Source organism: Lysobacter sp. Soil_N_23, assembly GCF_057656135.1.
In genome coordinates this window covers 1-17,157 of sequence record NZ_JBDGKY010000008.1, presented here as the reverse complement: position 1 = coordinate 17,157, position 17,157 = coordinate 1, and the positions used below count along the sequence as shown (strand labels likewise).

Here is a 17,157-nt window from a genome sequence, read left to right as displayed (position 1 = left end):
AACGAAATACCCAAAGCGTCGTCCGCAGACGCAAGCCCAACACACAACAGCAACAGCAGGTCCCTGCGTTCGGGACGACAAGCAACGCCAACTTTCACAAAACGGAAGAGGAACCAAAAAAGCGGGCCCGAAGGCCCGCTTTTTGGATATTGCCCGAGCTGGAAGGCTCAGTAACTCATGTTCGTCGACCAGTACTGCTCGATCTGCTGCACCAGCGCGTCCGGCAGCGGCACGTAGTCGAGTGCCTTGGCCTGGGCATCGCCATTGGTGTAGACCCAGCGGAAGAATTCCTTGGCGTTCTTGGCGCCGGCGGCGTTCTTGGGCTGCTTGTACATCAGGATGAAGTTGGTGGCGGTGATCGGCCAGGAGTTCTCGCCCGGAGCGTTGGTCATGACCAGGTAGAAGTCCTTGGCGCTGGCCCAGTCAGCGCTGGCGGCGGCGGCCTGGAAGGTCTCGTCCGACGGCAGGACGAAGTTGCCGGCCGGATTCTTCAGGCGCGAATAGGCCATCTTGTTCTGCAGCGCGTAGGACAGCTCGACGTAGCCGATGCCACCGGAGATCTGCTTGACGTAGGCGGCGACGCCTTCGTTGCCCTTGCCACCGATGCCGACCGGCCACTTGACGGCGGTGCCTTCACCGACGCCGCTCTTCCACTGCGGGCTGACCTTGGACAGGTAGTTGACGAAGTTGAAGGTGGTGCCCGAACCGTCCGAACGATGCACGACGGTGATCTTCTTCGACGGCAGCTGCACGCCGCCGTTGAGGGCGACGATCGCCGGGTCATTCCACGTCTTGATCTTGCCCAGGAAGATGTTGGCGAGGGTCTCGCCGTCGAGCTTGAGCGCACCGGAGGTGACACCCGGCAGGTTGACCACCGGCACCACGCCGCCGATCACCGACGGGAACTGCGCCAGACCATGCTGGGCCAGCTCTTCGGGCTTGAGCGGAGCATCGGAGGAGCCGAAATCGACCGTCGCGGCCTTGATCTGGGCGATGCCGCCGCCGGAACCGATCGACTGGTAGTTGACGCGCTTGCCGTTGGCCTTGGCGTAGTCGGCCGACCACTTCGACATCACGGGATACACGAACGACGCGCCGGCACCGGTGACGTCGGCGGCCTGCGCGTTGGCTACGAATGCCGTCGCCAGCGCGAGGGCGGCGAGGCGGAACTGGATGGATTTGAACACAGTGGTCTCCTGGAGTGACGACAACGGGTTTGACTTTGGCCGTACCCGTACGGGGCGCATTTGATAACGGTTCGATGACAGTGCCGGGACGGCTATGTGACACCGGCGTGACAGGTGAAACAGAAACCCCCAAAAAAAATGGGCACGGCTGAGCCGCGCCCGAGGGGGAGGAAAGAGGCAGCAGATTGTCGGAAGCCGGGAAAAACAGGGGGCCCGGAAGAGCGGGCCCCCGTGATGCTTACCAGTACAGCTGGACGCGGGCTTCGAGGATGTTCGGGTTGTCGTCGACCTTGCGGTTGACCAGCACGTTGTTGTTGGCCGGGTTGTCGGCGTACGGAGCGGCCGGCGTGCGGACGAAGTAGCGCGAGCTGTCGACCATCACGTAGTTCAGCATGAACTTGAAGTTCGAGCGCCAGTACCAGTTGACGCCAACGGTCCAGGTGTCCATCTGGCCACCGAGCACGCCGTCGATGATCGAAGAGTCGGTCGGGGTGGCGCCGGCGATGGCGGTGCCGTCGTCCAGGTCGATCGTGTCGAAGCGGGCGCCAACCTGCCACATGCCCGAAGCCGGGCTGTCGGGCAGCGGGGTGGTCGGCACGCCGTCCTTGTAGCCCCAGGTCTCGCCGGTGATGTTCCACAGGCCGCTGATGTACCAGCTGTTGCTGTCGAAGTCGTTCGACTGGCGGGCGTTGCCGTTGTTGTAACGGTCGACCGTCGACTGCATGTACTCACCCTGCAGCTTGAACGGACCGGTCACCCACATCGCCTCGGCACCGATGGTCGACTGGCGGTCGGCATTGGTCAGGTTGCCGGAGTCGACGATGCGCTGGCCGGCCAGGTCGGCGTCCGGACGGGCGCGGATGCGGACCGTGTCGGTGAAGGTGTCGTAATCGATGTAGGACAGGCCGAGGTGGAAGATGTTGCCCTTCTCGTTGATCGGCGCCCAGTTGCCGCGGAAGCCGAAGCCCGGGCCGTGCGGCGTCGGAGCCGGATGCTCGGTCAGCTCACGGGTGAAGTAGCTGGCGGTGAGGCCCCAGTCGTTGGTGCCGTAGTGGTAAGCGGCGCCGAGGCGACGGGCGATGCCGAAGGTGTTGGTGACCAGCGACTTGGAGATGAAGTCGTTGTTCTTGGTCGACGACAGTTCTTCCAGGCTGTTGGGCTGCTTGAACTGACCGGCCTGGAACCAGTGGTTGGCATCGCCGCCGAGCTTGTACTTGGCGTTGACGTCCAGCCACTTGTCGGCCTTGGCGTCGTAGCCGACGACCCAGTCGATGTTGCCCGGGCCCTTGCCCTTGAGCACGAGTTCGGCGCGACGCATTTCGTTGTCGCTGTCCTTGCCGTCCGGGGCATCGCCGTTGAGGTTGGCGAAATCGTTGTCGAAGTAGTTGTAGTCGGCCTGGACCAGGCCCTCGAACGAGATCTCGGAACCACCGATGACGTCGAAAGCGATTTCGGCGTGGGCGGCAGGAGCGGCGAGGACGGCGAGCAGCGCGACGGAAAGGGTGCTGCGAGACAGTTTCATGGACGTAGCCCTTGGGGCGTTGGAAGACGCTGCGCAGGCTAGGGTGTGAAAGTTGCGTAAATATGACAGTCCTGACTTATTTCGTCGGGATGACGTTGGCATTACCGCCGCCAGCCGGCAGCCATGGCCGTGACCAGTCGTTATCGGGCCCAGCGAGGCCTGACGGTCATTCCGACAGACGGTCGGGTTCCCCGGCTGTCTTTTCCTTGAAACGACACAGATCGCGCAGGACGCAGTGCGGGCAGTCCGGTTTGCGCGCCTTGCAGACATAGCGGCCGTGCAGGATCAGCCAGTGGTGGGCGTCATGCAGGTACTGCGCCGGCACGACCTTGAGCAGGCCGTCCTCGACCGCCCGCACGGTCTTGCCCGGGGCCAGGCCGGTGCGGTTGGCGACGCGGAAGATATGGGTGTCCACGGCCATGGTCGGTTCGCCGAAGGCGGTGTTCATCACCACGTTGGCGGTCTTGCGGCCGACCCCGGGCAGGGCTTCGAGGGCAGCCCGGTCGCGCGGGACTTCGCCACCGTGGTGGTCCAGCAACTGCCGGGCCATGGCCACCACGTTGGCGGCCTTGGTATTGAACAGGCCGATGGTGGCGATGTACGGCTTGAGGCCCTCGACCCCGAGGGCGGCGATGGCCTGGGGGGTGTTCGCCACCGGGAACAGTTTGCGGGTGGCCTTGTTGACGCCGACATCGGTCGCCTGCGCCGACAGGGTCACGGCCACCAGCAGTTCGTAGGGCGTGGTGAATTCCAGCTCGGTCTTCGGGCTGGGATCGAGCGCCTTGAGGCGGGCGAACATCGTTTCGATTTCCGCGGCACGCAGGCGGCTGCTGCGACGGGTTCGTGTCGAAGCGGCTTTTTTCGCTTTGGCGACTGGCATGCGGTGGGCGGGGTCTGGTCAGGGCTTGTGACGCGCGGCGGCCTTGGCGCGCGCACGCGCCAGCGCGGCAGCGGCGGCCGAGGGCAGGGAGGTTGCAGCCGGTGTCGGTGCATCGGTGGAGAAGCCAGCAGCCGCAGGCACCGCCGCGGCTCGATGCTCGGCGCGCTCACGGGCGCGTCGCTCAAGGCGTGCGTTGCGGGCGCGGTAGCGCTCGCGTGCGGCCAGTGCCTGCATCCGTTCGCTGCGCACAGCTTGCAGGCGTGCGCGGCAGTCGCCGCTGCAGCTGGCGCACGCGAGGGGATCGACTGCAATCAGGCCGAGCGTGATTGCGCGATCGAGGTCATCCTCGGCGAGCGCAGCGGCAATCGCATGCACCGCTGTGCCTGTGCCTGCGCCATCGCGGCAACCGCAAACGCAGGCATCGTTGAAGGCGGTTGCCATCACTGACCGCTGAAGCTCGGCTTGCGCCGCTCCAGGAAAGCGGCAGTGCCTTCGCGCATGTCGGCGGTGGAGAACATCAGGCCGAACTGCGCGGTTTCGTACTCGAGGCCTTCCTCGATGCCGCATTCGCCGCCGACGTTGACGCAGTCGAGCACGCCGCGCAGCGCCAGCGGCGCGGAAGCCGCCAACTGGTCGGCGAGCTTCATCGTTTCCGTTTCCAGCTCGGCAGCGGCGACCACGCGATTGACGATGCCCAGCTCGCGCGCACGCGCTGCATCGATCGGCGCGCCGGCCAGGCAAAGCTCGAGGGTCGCGGCACGGCCGGCCAGGCGCAGCAGGCGCTGGGTGCCGCCGAAGCCGGGGATCAGCCCCAGGTTGACCTCGGGCTGGCCGACCTTGGCGTTGTCGGCGGCGATCCGCAGGTGGCAGGACATGGCCAGCTCGAGCCCGCCCCCCAGGGCGAAGCCATTGATCATGCCGATGACCGGCTTGGGCATTTTCTCGATCCGGCGCATCAGCTTCTGGCCGCGCAGGGAGAAGTCCCGACCCTGGACCGGCGTCAGGGTATTCATCTGGGAGATATCGGCGCCGGCCACGAAGGCCTTGGATCCGGCCCCGGTCAGGACGACGCAACGGACCTCCGGCTCGGCCTCGGCGGCCTCGAAGGCGGCCAGCAGGGCGTCCAGGGTCTGCGCGTTGAGCGCATTCAGCTTGTCCGGGCGGTTCACGGTGATCAGGCGTACGGGGCCACGATCGGCAATCAGGACGGGCGTTTCAGACATGTCGGTGGGGTTCGCTGAGAGGATTCTGAGGCGGATCTGGAGTCGGTTCCGGGCCGCCGATGACTTCTACGGAACTCCCGGCAAGGAGCGCTGTCAGAGCAGGGCGGCATCAGTGGCGATTAAGCCTTGGCGCCGTTATCCTAGCGCGTCCATCCGGGCCGATTCGACCGGTGCGGGCTTCACACATCAGGCTTTACACAGACGGTGCGGCCAACCCGCCCCTCGATCCATTACGGAGATTCCACCGAATGAAGTTGCGTTTGATTGCTGCCGCCGTTGCGGCCCTGGCACTGACCGCCGGCAACGCCGTCGCGCAGGACACTTCGACCGAGAAAGGCAAGCTCAGCTATGCCCTCGGCTATGACCTCGGTCGCAACGCTGTTGAAAGCGGCGAGCAGGTCGATGTGAACACCATCATCAAGGGCCTGCAGGACGGCTACGGCAAGAAGCAGCCGACCGTTCCGGTCGACCAGCTGCGCACCGCCGTGCAGAACATGCAGCAGCGCCAGCAGACCAAGGCCAAGGCCGAGTGGGACAAGGCGGCGGCGACCAACAAGACCAAGAGCGACGGCTTCATCGCCGCCAACAAGGCCAAGGCTGGCGTGAAGTCGCTTCCGAGCGGCGTGCAGTACCGCGTCATCGAGACCGGCACCGGCGCCAAGCCGACCCAGGCCAACACGGTGCAGCTGGAAGTCGCAGGTCCCTACGCATGGGGCGAGCGTCCGCAGCAGCCGCGTCCGGCGCAGGCGATCCCGGCGATCAAGGTCAGCGAGATCGAGATGGCGGCGATGCGCGAAGCACTGCTGCAGATGCCGGCCGGTTCGAAGTGGGAAGTCACCCTGCCGCCGGAGAAGGCGTACGGCGCCGACCCGCGCACCCCGTTCCCGCCGAACGTCGCCGTCCAGTTCGAAGTGAAGCTGGTCAGCGTGAAGTGACGATTTGACCCGTGGCCGCTTCGCGGCCACGGCTTTGTCAAATCGTCATCCCGGCGAAAGCCGGGATCCAGCTTTTGCTGTTGAGGCTTCTGCTCGTCATCCCGGCGAAAGCCGGGATCCAGTTTCGCGCGAAGCGCGAACGACGCAGCGACAAACGCACCACCCATTGAGCCGGCCTCCACGCCGGCTCAATGTCTTTATGGGCAACCACTGCCAAGGCAGTTGTATCCCATGCTCTCCCGCCTTACGGTTGTCAGTTGATGAATAATCTCTTCCGCGCCGTGCTCAGTCCGTGCATCGGCGTCTGCGCACTCGACGATGAAGGCCTGTGCAGCGGCTGCCATCGCACCAGTGCCGAGATCGCGCGCTGGCCGCAGATGAACGACGACGAGCGCCTGCGCATGATGGAAACCACCTTGCCCGAACGGGAGCACAGACGAGGGTGAAGCCCGTGCCAGCCGGACCGGTTCTGCCTGACTGTCCCGGCCTGATGGCCGCGCTGTATCCATTGCTGTCGCCGCCGCCAGGGCCGGGCTGGAATCTCGCCGAGCTGCACGACCTGGTTCCGGACGGAACGGTGTCGGTTCCGGCGGCAGTACTGGTCGGACTCGTTCCCCGCAGCGGCGGCACGCAGGTGCTGTTGACCCGTCGCACCGATGCACTGCGTCAGCACGCCGGGCAGGTCAGCTTTCCCGGTGGCCGCGTCGAACGCGACGACGCCGATGCCGTCGCCACGGCCTTGCGCGAAACCTGCGAGGAGATCGGCCTGGCCTCGGCGCAGATCGCACCATTGGGTTTCCTCGATCCACTGGCCACCATCACCGGCTTCCGCGTGCAGCCGGTGGTCGCGCTGCTCGACGACGACTACGTCGCCCGTCCCGACCCGAACGAAGTCGCCGACGTGTTCGAGGTGCCGCTGTCGTTCCTGCTCGATCCGGCCAACCTGGCCACGCACACGCTCGACTTCCGTGGTCGCCCGCGCGAAGTGCTGGAGTACCGCTATCCCGCGCAACGCATCTGGGGCGCGACCGCGTCGATGCTGTTGAACCTGCGGCAACGACTTGAGGCCATCGCATGAGCACGACGCAATCCTGGGGCACGTTGATCTCCGCAGCGGAGCTGGCGTCCGCGCTGGGCCGCAACGACCTGGTCGTGATCGATGCGCGTTCCAGGCTGGGTGCCCCCGCCACCGCTGAAGCGGCGTACCGGGAGGCGCACATTCCTGGGGCGCGCTACGCGCATCTCGAGCGCGACCTTTCCGCGCCGCAGGGCACTGCGCCGGCGCTGCAGATCGACGCCGGCCGCCACCCCTGGCCGCAACTCGACGACTTCCTCGCCGCACTCGGTCGCTGGGGCATCACGCCGCAGACCCAGGTCGTGGCCTACGACGCCGGTGACGGCGCCCTTGCGGCCGCACGCGTGTGGTTCCTGTTGCGGATGCTTGGCCACGAGTGCGTCGCCGTGCTCGACGGCGGCTGGGAGCACTGGCAGTCCCAGGGGCTGCCCGTCGACTCCGACGTGCCGCAGCCGACGCCGACCCGCTACGTCGGCACGTTCGACGAATCCCGGTTGCTCGATGCGGCCGCAGTGCAGGCGCACCTCGACGCAGGCGGACTGTTGCTCGATGCCAGGGCGCACGAGCGGTTCCGCGGCGACATCGAACCGATCGACCGCGTCGCCGGCCACGTGCCCGGGGCGCGCAACCGACCCTATGCACTGAGCATGCGCGATGGCCGCTTCCGACCGGCCGATGAGCTTGCCGACGAGCTGTCGGCCCTGCTTGCCGGTCGCCCGGCCAGCGACGTTGCGGTGATGTGCGGCTCTGGCGTCACCGCCTGCCACCTGCTGCTGGCGATGGAGCATGCCGGCCTGAAGGGTGCACGGTTGTTCAAGGGATCATGGAGCGGATGGATCGGCGATCCGACACGCCAAATTGAGACAGGCGAAGCGACAGGCGAATAGCCAGCTGTAACAAGAATTCGCACGCGGTAACAAGAACGTCATCAAACCTCCCGATGCTTGCGGTTTTTCGCATCGGGGGCGTGCGCGATGTCACGTATCGCACGGTTTGTGTGGGGTTTGCTGATTCTCGGGACGTGCGCGATGGCGCACGCGCAGGTGGATGCCGAGCGGGTGCGCATCCACGGTTCGCAGACGCTGGGTGCGCGACTGGTGCCGACAGTGGCCGAGGCCTGGTTGCGCGACATCGGCTATCAGGACATCCGTCGCGTGCAGGCGGCGCCGGCGACGACCGAGATCCACGCCGTCCGCGACGGCCTCCCGCTGATCGTCGAGATCGCCGGCAGCAGTACGAAGCAGGGCTACGCCGATCTGGTCGCCGGTGAAGCGCAGATTGCGATGATGACGCGGCGGCCGACCGCCGCCGAACTCGACGAGGGTTGGCAGCTCGGCGACCTCGCCTCGCACGATCAGGAATTCGTGCTGGCGCTCGACGGCGTCGCGGTCGTGGTCAATCGCGACAATCCGGTCGCGCGCCTGGACATCGCGCAGCTGCGCAGGCTGTTCTCCGGACAGGTGCGCGACTGGCGCGAGGTCGGTGGGCGTCCGGGGCCGGTGCGCCTGCAGTTGGTGAAGGGTGCGAACTCCGCGCGCGACCTCGTCGATGAGCAGGTGATGGCAGGCAGCGCCTACGGCATGAGCCGCCAGCATCCGGACGGGCCGGCGCTGCTGGACGCGGTTGCGGCCGACCCGCAGGCGATCGGCTTCATCACGCTGCGCCAGCGCTGGGGCGCCGGCGTCAAACCATTGGCCATCGCCGAAGGCGGTCGTGCCGTCGCGCCGACGCGCTTGAACGTGCTCAGCGAGGACTATCCGCTGACGCGTCGCCTGTACATGTACGGCAGCCAGATGATGGGCGCACTGAGCCGCAGCTTCGCGCTGTATGCGATGGGCCAGCACGGCCAGGACGCAGTCGCCTCGGCAGGTCACCTGGGCGTGACATTGCGGCCGGGCTACAAGCCGCCGTCGCTGTTCGGTCCGGCCGAATACAAGGCGCTGATCGGCAATGCCATGCGGCTTCCGCTCAGCCTGCGCTTCAACTTCACCGGCAACAACGACAGCGGCGTGGCCAGCAGCGTGTACGACAGCCGCTCGGTGCGCGACATCGAGCGCCTGGCTGCCTTCATGAAACTGCCCGTGAACCAGGGGCGGCAGCTGCTGGTGGTGGGCTTCGCCGATGTCGGCACCAGCACGTCGGTGGCGGCGACCATGATGATGAGCAACGACCGCGCCGACCTGGTGGCGCACGAGTTGATGGCGCTGGGGCTGCCGGTGCTGCATGCGCGTGGAATGGGCGCACAGGTGCCGTTGAAGGCGCCGGCGGATGCGCGCGCGCGCTTGCGCAACGAGCGCGTGGAGATCTGGCTGCTGTAGGTGTTGCGAGGTGAGGGTGGCGGCGCTGGCTCGCCACCTCGCCGCGTTACTTGCCCAGGCGCGCCACCAGCGCCTGCAGCGCTGCCTGCGTGGCCGGATCGCCCCAGGCATCGATGAAGCGTGGCAGCTGGATCTGTTCCGGTTGCAGCGCGGCGACCAGGTCGGCGCGGGCGATGGCGCGGGTCTGGCGCATCACCGGCTGCGGCAATGCCAGCAGCGATCCGAGCCACTGGCGTGAACGTGTGACCACCTGATCGGCGTCGACCAGCTCGTCGACAAGGCCGAGGCGCTCGGCCCGATCGGCAGCGACCATCTCGCCGGCCACGACCAGGCGCTCAGCCTGGTAGATGCCGACCACGCGCTGCATCAGGCGCAGGATGCCGACCGGCACGACCAGTCCGACCTGGGTTTCGTTGAGGCCGATGCGGAACGGCTTGGCCGGATCCTCGCTGCGCGCCATCACCCGGTAGTCGCAGCACAGTGCCAGCACACAGCCGCCGGCAGGCGCATGGCCGCCGATCGCGGCCACGATCGGCACCGGGCATTCGGCCAAGGTGCGCGCGGCGAGGAAAAACGACTCCCAGGCCGACATCAGCGCATCGCGATCGTTGCCCAGCGAGACCAGGTAGGGCACGTCGAGCCCGGCCGAGAACACCTTGGGGCTGCCGCTGAGGATGAGTCCCTGCGCGCCGCCGGCGACGGCGCTGCCGATCGCGGCGGTCAGCTGATTGCACAGCTCCGGGTTGAGCGCATTGACCGGCGCGCGCGCCAGCTGGATCTCGACGATGCCGTCGGCGGAATGGGTCTGGATCATGCGGGTGGGGTCGCTCATTGAATGGTGCTCATGGAATCAGTGTCCAATGTCGTCCCGAGCGCAGCGAGGGACCTGTTGTCTCGCCGCATAAAGCAGATCCCTCGCTACGCTCGGGACGACAGGACGAGCGTTGATCGGCGCTGCCCTAGTATCATAGACCCATGAACGCATCGCGCATCCGCCCCGGGTTGCTGGCCCTGCTCGCAGCCTTGTCCTCCTCTGCCTGCGCAGGCGAGTGCACGCCCGTCGTGCGTGATGGCTGGGTGCGCATGCCGCCGGTGGCGATGCCGATGATGGCCGGCTTCGCTCGCATCGAGAATCCGTGCGCAAGGCCGGTGACGATCGTCGCCGTCAGCAGCGTCGCCTTCGGCGATGTGTCGCTGCACGAGACCCGCGTGGTCGACGGCGTCAGCCGGATGCGCGCGCTGCCGGAGTTGCGCATCGGCGCAGGTGAGTCCGCCGTGCTCAAGCCCGGTGGCATGCACCTGATGCTGATGCAGCCGGGCGCGGCGCTCAAGCCGGGCAGCAAGGTGGCGGTCGAGTTCGCCCTGAAGGACGATGGCAAGCTGCTCGGCGAGTTCGTCGTCCGCTCTGCGGGCGACTGATCAGGGCAGAGCGTCACCGGCACCGACACTGGCGTCACGGCCGGGTGCAACACAATCCGGGCACTTCCCATGATCCGACTCCGCCCGACCACGGAGATTCGATGGACACCCGACCCGAGCAGCGTCTCCTCAAGCTTTCCATTGCAATCACTATAGTCGTCGGCGTCGTCGGTATCGCCAGCGGCCTGCTGGTCAATTCCGACGCGATCATCTTCGACGGCATGTACAGCCTGGTCGACGTGGTGCTGACCGTGGCCTCGCTGAGCGTGTCGCGACTGGTGGCCTTTGAGGGCAGTCGTCGCTTCCAGTTCGGTTACTGGCACCTGGAGCCGATGGTCGAGGCATTCGGCGGCGCCACGCTCGCGTTGTCGTGCCTCTATGCGGCCTTCACCGCGATCATCGGGCTGACCTCAGGCGGCAACGAGGTGTCGTACGGCCTGGGTGCGATCTGGGCTGGCGTGCTCTGCATCGTCGGCATGGGCATGTCGGCTTACATGCGCGGCCACGCGCGTCGGCTCGGGTCGAATCTGCTGGCGCTCGATGCCCGCGCCTGGCTCGTCAGTGGTTCACTCAGCCTGGCCCTGTTGCTGGGGTTTGGCGTCGCAGTGTCGATGAAAGGCACAAGCCATGAGGGCTGGGTGCCCTTCATCGACCCGGCGATCCTCCTGTGCATCGCGCTGGCGATGCTGGCTGTGCCGATGCGCTCGACCTGGCGCGCAATCCGTGAAGTCCTGCAGGTTGCGCCTGGCGACCTGGATCGCGAGGTCAAGCAGGTCATGGACGAAGTCGTCGCCGAGCACGGCTTCCTCGAGTACTCCAGCCACGTGGCGAAGGTGGGGCGGGGCAGGTTCGTGGAGATCCTGATCCTGGTGCCGGCCGATCACGAGATCGGGCCGATCGCGCGCGTCGACGCGATCCGCAGGGACATTGCCGCGCGCCTTGGCGCCAACGCACCGCAGTTCTGGCTGACGATCGAGTTCACCGGCGACCGATCTTGGATGTGATGCACTGGATGTGATGCACTGGATGTGATGCACTGGATGTAATGCCCCGGATGTAATGCCCCGGATGTGATCGTCGCTTGTCAACTCTGTGACGGCGAGATGATCGCGTCGTCAAATGTGAATTCAGAGTGCACAACCGCCCATCGGGAAATCACGGGCGCTTCACGTTAAGGCGCATTAAGTTGTGCCCTCGCGCCGCCGTGCCACGCGAACCCTGTGGGAGGAGAAGCATCATGCGACATGATTTCGCAGCTTCCTCGCTGGCCGTAGCAGTTGCAGCTTGTGCTGCAGTCTGCGCGCTGCCTGTGCAAGCCCAGTCAACGGCCTCGTCCGAGCAGTTGAAGGCAGAGATCTCGCAGATGCGCCAGCAGCTGCAACAGCAGCAGCAGATGATGCAGAAGATGCAACAGCGCCTGGACGAACTGGAATCGAAGGAGGCCGCGCAGGCCAAGGCCGCGCCACCGCCGGCTGCCCCAACGGCCGTGCCGGCACCGCTGATTTCCTCGGCGACGTTGCCACCTACCGAAGTGTCCCGCGTGCCGCGCCCACCGTCGGCATTGCCGGCAACGGCCGAGCCGCTTCCGGAGGGTTATGTCCAGCTCGGCGATACCGGCAACCTGATCAAGATCGACGTCGTCGCGCAGTTCGACATGATGTTCGACAACAAGTTCATGGGCGCCAAGGACCTGTTCGTGCCTTCGTCCATACCGGTGCAGGGTCAACCATTCCACGATTCCGATTCGCGTAGCAACCTGAGCGCCAGGCAGAGCGTGTTCCGCCTCGATTTCCGCCGCCAGACCGACTATGGCCTGATGAAGGTGGTCTACAAGAACAACTTCTTCGGCAGCGGCAGCGGCGACATGCCGTACAACATGCAGTACCTGTACGGCGAACTGGAAGCGAAGAACTACTCGCTGATCGCCGGCTACTACCTGTCCGCATTCACCGACATCGACGCCTTCCCGAACACCCTCGACTACGAGGGTCCGAACTCCTTCACCTTCAAGTACACGCCGCAGGTGCGCTACTCGCCGATCGTGTATCGCTCGGGCGAGGGCAAGCTGACGATCCCGATGTCGGTGGAGAAGCCCAATGCCGACATCGCCCTCATCGGCGACTTCGAGACGTATTCGCGCGTTCCGGACCTGACCCTGGGATTGCGTTGGGAAACGCCAGACTGGCATATCCAGTGGGCCAACCTGTTCCGCGACTTGGGCGTGCAGACCGCGATCGACGACCACCAGCGCAACACCAACGCCTATGCCACCCAGCTCAGCTTCGCCAGCGGCGTGTTCGACAACGACAGCGTCCAGGCCTGGGCCAGTTATGGCGAGGGCTATGCGAACTTCCTGCAGGACATTTCCGGTTTCGGACTGGATGCGGCCTTCAATTCGCAGGCCGAGCTCGAGGCCATCGAGGCACGCGGCTGGGGCCTGGGCTACACCCACGGCTGGGCGGACAACGTCAGTTCCAGTGCTTCGTACGGCTACCTGCGCATCAGTCCGGATGCGGACATGCTGATCGATCCGACCCTGCCCAAGAGCACCCGCTTCGCCTCGCTCAACCTGGCCTGGCAGTTCTCCGAACGCGCCATGCTCGGCGTCGAGTACCTGTGGGGCAAGAACACCGACCTGGCCGACAACGACGGCGAAGCGCAACGCCTGCAGGCAACGATCCGTTACGACCTCAACCCCTGAGGAGCGCGCACGCCTGCTGACCTGACGGCGCGACAGGACCCCGACATTCGCCGGACGCGGGCAGGTCGCGTCCTATCCGTGAGCCAGGAGTGCATCGTCATGCTTCAGCGCCGTGCCCAGCGTCAGAAGTTCCGCGTCCTCATCGTCCACGCGAAGATCGGCACGGACACGGCCGGCGGTCGCGCCTGCAAGATGCTGGTCGACGAATTCCACGACCGCAATGTCGAGACCGTGACCGCGACCCACGTCGAGGATGCACGCGCCACGATCATTTCCGACACATCGATCCAGGCCATGCTGATCGACTGGTCGCTGCCCGACGAGGATGGCAAGGAGCGCGGCAATTCCGCTGCCATTGACCTGATTACCACGATCCGCGCACGCAACGAGTTCGTGCCGATCTTCCTGCTGACCGAGCGCGAGAAGGCGCGGTCGCTGACGATCGAGCTGGTGCAAGCCATCGACGAACTGGTCTGGTTGCTCGAGGACGCATCCACCTTCGTCTGCGGCCGGGTGATGGCGGCGGTGGGAAAGTATGTAGGCGGCCTGTTCGGACCGCTGGTCAGTGCGCTCTACAACTTCAACCAGGTCCATGAGTATTCGTGGCACACGCCGGGTCATACCGGCGGCACCGCGTTCCTCAAGCACCCGGCCGGGCGCGCATTCCACGATTTCTACGGCGAGCACGTATTCCAGACCGACCTGTCGATCAGCGTCGGCGAACTGGGCTCGTTGCTCGACCACACCGGTCCGATCGGCGCCAGCGAGAAGTACATCTCCACCGTGTTCGGCTCCGACCGCAGCTACACGGTCACCAATGGCTCGTCGACCTCCAATCGCATCATCTTCATGGCCTGCGTCGCGCGCGACAAGGTCGTGCTGTGCGACCGCAACTGCCACAAGTCGATCGAGCACGGACTGACCATGACCGGTGGCGTGCCGCAGTACCTGGTTCCGTCGCGCAACCGCTACGGCCTGATCGGGCCGATCTACCCGGAGCGCCTGGCCAAGGCCTATCTGACCAAGGCCATCGCCTCCACGCCGATCAGCAAGGGGCTCAAGGACAAGCAGCCGGTATTCGCGGTGGTGACCAACTCGACCTATGACGGCCTGTGCTACAACGCCACGCGCGTGCTCGAGCAGCTCGGCGGCTGGGTGGATCGCGTCCACTTCGACGAGGCCTGGTACGGCTATGCGCGCTTCAACCCGCTGTATGCCGGACGCCTTGGCATGCACGGCAAGGCCGCCGACCACGACCGCAAGGGACCGACGGTCTTCACCACGCACTCGACCCACAAGCTGCTGGCGGCGTTCTCGCAGGCGTCCTACATCCACGTGCGCGATGGTCGCGATCCGATTCCGCATGCGCGATTCAACGAATCGTTCATGATGCACGGCTCGACATCGCCGTTCTATCCGATCATCGCCTCCAACGAGATCGCCGCGTCGATGATGGACGGCGCCGGCGGCCTGGCCTTGACGCGCGAGAGCATCGACGAGGCGGTCAGCTTCCGCCAGACCGTCGGCCGCATCAACGCCGGATTCGCCAAAAAGAAGGAATGGTTCTTCCGCACCTGGAACGCCGACAAGGTCAAGGTCGGCGGCAAGCGCGTCGCCTTCGAGGACGCGCCGCCGGAAGTGCTGGCCACCGATCCGTCGTGCTGGGTGCTGCATCCGGGCGATGGCTGGCACGGTTTCGACAAGCTCGAAGACGATTACTGCATGCTCGACCCGATCAAGGTGTCGGTGCTGACGCCGGGCATGGGCGATGACGGCGAGCTGGAGAAGCAGGGCTTCCCGGCCTCGCTGCTGACGGCCTACCTGGACGCGCGCGGCATCGAAGTGGAGAAGACCAGCGACTTCGCCGTGCTGTTCCTGTTCTCGATCGGCATCACCAAGGCCAAGTGGAGCACGCTGCTGGCGGCGATGCTCGACTTCAAGCGCGACTACGACATCGACCAGTCGCTGGGCCGGGTCATGCCGAACCTGGTGAAGGACTACCCGGAACGCTACGAGGGACTGGGACTGCGAGGACTGGGTGACCAGATGTTCGCCGAACTGCGCAAGGGCGGGCAGACGGCGCACTTGCAGAAGGCCTACTCGAACATGCCGGACATCAAGCTGACGCCGGCCGATGCGTATCAGGAGCTGATCCTCGGGCGTGTCGAGCGGGTGCCGTTGCCGAAGCTCGCCGGCCGCACCGTCGCCACCAGCATCGTGCCGTATCCGCCGGGAATTCCGATGGTCATGCCAGGCGAGTCCGCCGGTGCGGCCAACGGCCCGCACATCGGTTACCTGAAGTCGCTGCAGGGCTGGGACGCCGCGTTCCCGGGCTTCGGCCACGACACGCACGGCGTCGAAGTGGAAGACGGCGAGTACTACGTGCAGTGCCTGACGAAGGGCTGAGGCCATGGCGACGCATGGTGGCAGCGGCAAGATGGGGCTGCTCGGGGCCTCGTCGCTGGTGGTGGCGAACATGGTCGGCACCGGGATCTTCCTGTTGCCGGCCAGTCTGGCCTCGATCGGCAGCATCTCGATCTACGGTTGGATCGCGGCGGCGATCGGTGCCTCCGCGCTCGGTCTGGTGTTTGCCCACCTGGGCATGGTCGACCCCAAGGCCGGCGGCCCGTATGCCTATGCCCGCGATCACCTGGGGCCGTTCGCCGCGTTCCAGACCAACTTCCTGTACTGGGTGGCCAATGTCATCGGCAACATCGCCATCGCGGTTTCGGTCACCGGCTATCTGGCGGTGTTCTTCCCGCTCCTGGTCCATCCGTGGCTGGCGTGTGCGTGCACGGCGCTGGTGATCTGGACCTTCATCTGGCTCAACCTGCGCGGCGCCAACGCCGTCGGCCAGTTCACCGCGATCACCACCGTCGCCGGCATCCTGCCGATCGCGGTGATCGGATTGCTCGGCTGGTTCTGGTTCCGTCCCGAGGTGTTCATGGCCGGCTGGAATCCCGGTGCACTGCCGGCGCCTTCGGCGATCACGCATAGCGCGTCGATCGCGCTGTGGGCGTTCCTCGGCGTCGAGAGCGCGGCGGTGTCGGCCGGCGTCATCGAGAACCCGAAGCGCAACGTGCCGCTGGCCACGATCATCGGGCTGGTCGTGTCGACGCTTATCTATGTGGTGTGCTGCACGGTGATCATGGGGCTGCTCAGCAATGCCGAACTGAAGGCGTCGGGTGCGCCGTTCGCCGATGCGGCGCGGGTCATGCTCGGTCCGTGGGGGGCGATCGTCATTTCTCTGGCAGCGATCGCGAAAGCCGCCGGCGCGCTGACCGGCTGGATCCTGATCGTGGCGCAGTCGGCGCAGGCTGCGGCCGAGGATGGGATGTTCGCGCGGGTGTTCGCGGTCAAGAATGCGCGCGGCATGCCGGCGCGCAACCTGGTCATCACCGGCGTGCTGATGACTGCGCTGCTGGTGCTCACCGTCTCGCCGACGGTCGCCGACCAGTTCACCCGTATCACCAATGCCACGGTGGTGCTGATGGTGATCCCCTACGTCTATTCGGTGGTGGCGATGTGGCGCCTCAATGCCACCCTGGAGATGCCGGCGGCGCGTCGCGGCCTGCTGATCGCGGTAGGGCTGCTGGCCTGCGTGTATTGCGGCGGCGTGATCCTTGGCCAGTCGGCCGAACTGGATCGCAATGCGTTTATCGTGCTGGTGGTGAGCATCCCGTTCTATGCGCTGGTCGGGCGCAGTGCGGCGAGGGTGGCCGCGAAGATGCGCTGAGGCGGACCTCCACGTTGAGGTGCTCTCTCCCGCTTGCTTGTCGTCCCGAAGGCAGTGAGCTGTTGGTGCTTCTGCGTTTTGGGTTTGCGTCTGCGGAGGGGCGTCGTCCGCCGGGCCGGGGATTGCTCCGCCCCTTAGTCGGACATCCTGTCCGAATGCGG

General features: G+C 65.9%; 14 protein-coding genes and 1 pseudogene. 9 read left to right on the top strand and 6 right to left on the bottom strand.

Annotated features, from left to right (window positions below; translation table 11 throughout):
- Window positions 1–167 precede the first annotated feature (167 nt).
- The 5 genes from pstS to AC3A3X_RS07955 form a co-directional block, all read right to left on the bottom strand.
- Window positions 168–1,247 carry a phosphate ABC transporter substrate-binding protein PstS gene (gene pstS / locus AC3A3X_RS07975; protein WP_487582492.1) on the bottom strand — a complete coding sequence of 360 codons (1,080 nt, stop codon included), beginning with the start codon at window positions 1,245–1,247 and terminating at the stop codon, window positions 168–170.
- A 178-nt stretch (window positions 1,248–1,425) separates the two neighbouring features.
- A complete protein-coding gene (locus tag AC3A3X_RS07970) occupies window positions 1,426–2,709 on the bottom strand; it encodes an OprO/OprP family phosphate-selective porin (RefSeq protein ID WP_487582491.1) in 1,284 nt (427 codons plus the stop codon).
- A 166-nt stretch (window positions 2,710–2,875) separates the two neighbouring features.
- Window positions 2,876–3,589, bottom strand: coding sequence for an endonuclease III (gene nth, locus AC3A3X_RS07965; RefSeq protein ID WP_487582490.1), 714 nt, complete (start codon window positions 3,587–3,589; stop codon window positions 2,876–2,878).
- Between the two features lie 18 nt (window positions 3,590–3,607).
- Window positions 3,608–4,030 carry a hypothetical protein gene (locus AC3A3X_RS07960; RefSeq protein ID WP_487582489.1) on the bottom strand — a complete coding sequence of 141 codons (423 nt, stop codon included), beginning with the start codon at window positions 4,028–4,030 and terminating at the stop codon, window positions 3,608–3,610.
- Window positions 4,030–4,812: an enoyl-CoA hydratase/isomerase family protein gene (locus tag AC3A3X_RS07955; RefSeq protein WP_487582488.1), complete on the bottom strand. Its 783-nt coding sequence runs from the start codon at window positions 4,810–4,812 to the stop codon at window positions 4,030–4,032. The genes AC3A3X_RS07960 and AC3A3X_RS07955 overlap by 1 nt, the downstream gene beginning before the upstream one ends.
- Before the next feature lie 248 nt (window positions 4,813–5,060).
- Here AC3A3X_RS07955 and AC3A3X_RS07950 point away from each other — a divergent pair, with 248 nt between their 5' ends.
- The 4 genes and pseudogenes from AC3A3X_RS07950 to AC3A3X_RS07935 all read left to right on the top strand — a co-directional run bounded on the left by AC3A3X_RS07950 (window position 5,061) and on the right by AC3A3X_RS07935 (window position 9,140).
- The gene (locus tag AC3A3X_RS07950) at window positions 5,061–5,747 is read left to right on the top strand and encodes an FKBP-type peptidyl-prolyl cis-trans isomerase N-terminal domain-containing protein (RefSeq protein ID WP_487582487.1); all 687 of its coding nucleotides are present in this window, start codon (window positions 5,061–5,063) and stop codon (window positions 5,745–5,747) included.
- A 260-nt stretch (window positions 5,748–6,007) separates the two neighbouring features.
- Window positions 6,008–6,825 (top strand): annotated as a pseudogene (locus AC3A3X_RS07945) (NUDIX hydrolase).
- On the top strand, window positions 6,822–7,709 hold the full coding sequence (locus tag AC3A3X_RS07940; protein ID WP_487582486.1) for a sulfurtransferase: 888 nt from the start codon (window positions 6,822–6,824) through the stop codon (window positions 7,707–7,709). The pseudogene AC3A3X_RS07945 and the gene AC3A3X_RS07940 overlap by 4 nt, the downstream one beginning before the upstream one ends.
- Window positions 7,710–7,850: 141 nt before the next feature.
- Window positions 7,851–9,140, top strand: a complete 1,290-nt coding sequence (locus tag AC3A3X_RS07935) for a substrate-binding domain-containing protein (RefSeq protein WP_487582485.1) — start codon at window positions 7,851–7,853, stop codon at window positions 9,138–9,140.
- A 46-nt stretch (window positions 9,141–9,186) separates the two neighbouring features.
- On the opposite strand, the gene AC3A3X_RS07930 is transcribed toward AC3A3X_RS07935, so the two are convergent.
- Window positions 9,187–9,972, bottom strand: a complete 786-nt coding sequence (locus AC3A3X_RS07930) for an enoyl-CoA hydratase/isomerase family protein (protein ID WP_487582484.1) — start codon at window positions 9,970–9,972, stop codon at window positions 9,187–9,189.
- A gap of 143 nt (window positions 9,973–10,115) precedes the next feature.
- On the opposite strand from AC3A3X_RS07930, the gene AC3A3X_RS07925 reads away from it, so the two are divergent.
- The 5 genes from AC3A3X_RS07925 to AC3A3X_RS07905 all read left to right on the top strand — a co-directional run bounded on the left by AC3A3X_RS07925 (window position 10,116) and on the right by AC3A3X_RS07905 (window position 16,996).
- Entirely contained in the window at window positions 10,116–10,559 is a 444-nt protein-coding gene (locus AC3A3X_RS07925) for a copper chaperone PCu(A)C (protein WP_487582483.1), read from the top strand.
- Between the two features lie 101 nt (window positions 10,560–10,660).
- On the top strand, window positions 10,661–11,563 hold the full coding sequence (locus AC3A3X_RS07920) for a cation diffusion facilitator family transporter (protein ID WP_487582482.1): 903 nt from the start codon (window positions 10,661–10,663) through the stop codon (window positions 11,561–11,563).
- Window positions 11,564–11,868: 305 nt separating this feature from the next.
- Window positions 11,869–13,260: a DcaP family trimeric outer membrane transporter gene (locus AC3A3X_RS07915; protein WP_487582481.1), complete on the top strand. Its 1,392-nt coding sequence runs from the start codon at window positions 11,869–11,871 to the stop codon at window positions 13,258–13,260.
- Between the two features lie 99 nt (window positions 13,261–13,359).
- On the top strand, window positions 13,360–15,666 hold the full coding sequence (locus AC3A3X_RS07910; protein WP_487582480.1) for an Orn/Lys/Arg family decarboxylase: 2,307 nt from the start codon (window positions 13,360–13,362) through the stop codon (window positions 15,664–15,666).
- A gap of 4 nt (window positions 15,667–15,670) precedes the next feature.
- Window positions 15,671–16,996, top strand: coding sequence for an amino acid permease (locus tag AC3A3X_RS07905; protein WP_487582479.1), 1,326 nt, complete (start codon window positions 15,671–15,673; stop codon window positions 16,994–16,996).
- Window positions 16,997–17,157 lie beyond the last annotated feature (161 nt).